The organism is Brachyspira catarrhinii, from assembly GCF_005518285.1.
Lineage (GTDB): Bacteria > Spirochaetota > Brachyspiria > Brachyspirales > Brachyspiraceae > Brachyspira > Brachyspira catarrhinii.
On record NZ_SJDU01000565.1, the window covers coordinates 1 to 1,113 of the forward strand.

Annotated in this window: 1 protein-coding gene, 2 tRNA genes and 1 other RNA gene; all 4 read left to right on the top strand. The window is 35.0% G+C overall.

The genetic code is table 11. The features are described from left to right. On the top strand, window positions 1-566 hold a 566-nt coding region (locus EZH24_RS14345), incomplete at its 5' end, for a PorT family protein (RefSeq protein ID WP_161976174.1). Window positions 567-692: 126 nt separating this feature from the next. Further along, window positions 693-766 (top strand) — tRNA-Arg (locus EZH24_RS12335). Window positions 767-778: 12 nt separating this feature from the next. Further along, window positions 779-863 (top strand) — tRNA-Ser (locus tag EZH24_RS12340). 29 nt (window positions 864-892) lie between these two features. Beyond that, an RNA gene (ffs, locus tag EZH24_RS12345) (signal recognition particle sRNA small type) lies at window positions 893-987 on the top strand. Window positions 988-1,113 lie beyond the last annotated feature (126 nt).

Here is a 1,113-nt window from a genome sequence, read left to right on the forward strand (position 1 = left end):
TTAAAGACAGCGCGGAAGCTAAAGGCGAAAAAGGTTTCGATTACGGGGTTTCCGCTCAATTCGGATATATGGCGCAAATATTAAACGGTTTCGGAATAAGTTTATTAGCCGAAGTCGGTTATTCGCATGACAATTTCAATATATCCGTAAATGCAAGGGATATAGGAATCGCAACGAACGAAAGAGTCGGCTTTTATTACGGTTTTGAAAGTTTACAAGTCGGTTTGCTACCAAAATTAAATATCGGAGCTTTTTCTATAGGAATAGGCGGAGGAATTAAAATTCCTTTCAAAGGAAAAGAAATCATAAAAATTGGAAGTGAAAAAGGTTCTAAAGATTTGAGCAAAAGCGATATAAAATCTATGCTTAACCCAGATTTTGTAGGTTATATAAAAGGAACTTTAGATTATTCTATATTCTTAACCGATAGATTCGCGTTAAATCTCGGTTTATATTTAGGATACGATATTATGGACGCTAAAACGCCAATAGGAGATGAAAGGTATAAATGGGGAAACTTTGATGTTGGAGGCGAAATCGGATTAAGATTCGCTTCAAGGTCGTAAAAATATTTTTTGATAAAAAATTAGATTAAAAAACGGTTTATACTTAACGGCGTAAACCGTTTTATTTTATTAAACATTTATAAATTTGCAAAAAAAGAAAATTTATGTTATATTAAATCTAATTATGTGCCTATAGCTCAATTGGATAGAGCGTCAGATTGCGGTTCTGGAGGTTGGAAGTTCAAATCTTCTTAGGCACGTTTTGGGCATTTGGAGAGATGTCCGAGCGGTTGAAGGAGCGCGATTGGAAGTCGCGTATATGTAACAGTATCGTGGGTTCGAATCCCACTCTCTCCGAACGATTTTATATCGTTTTACATCTCTTATAGCGGGCTGCTGCGGCAATTCCTGATGAATCCGCCAGGTTCGGAAGGAAGCAACGGTAAGTCAATCGAATTGGGCGCCAGTTTGCTCGTTATAAGGGGCTTTTATTCAAATATTTATAAATATATCATAAAAATACGAATTTTTTCGCTTTTTTAACAAAAAAATTGTTGACAAATTTTTTAAATTTGTTATAATACATATAGAGAGTTTGAAGCTGTAT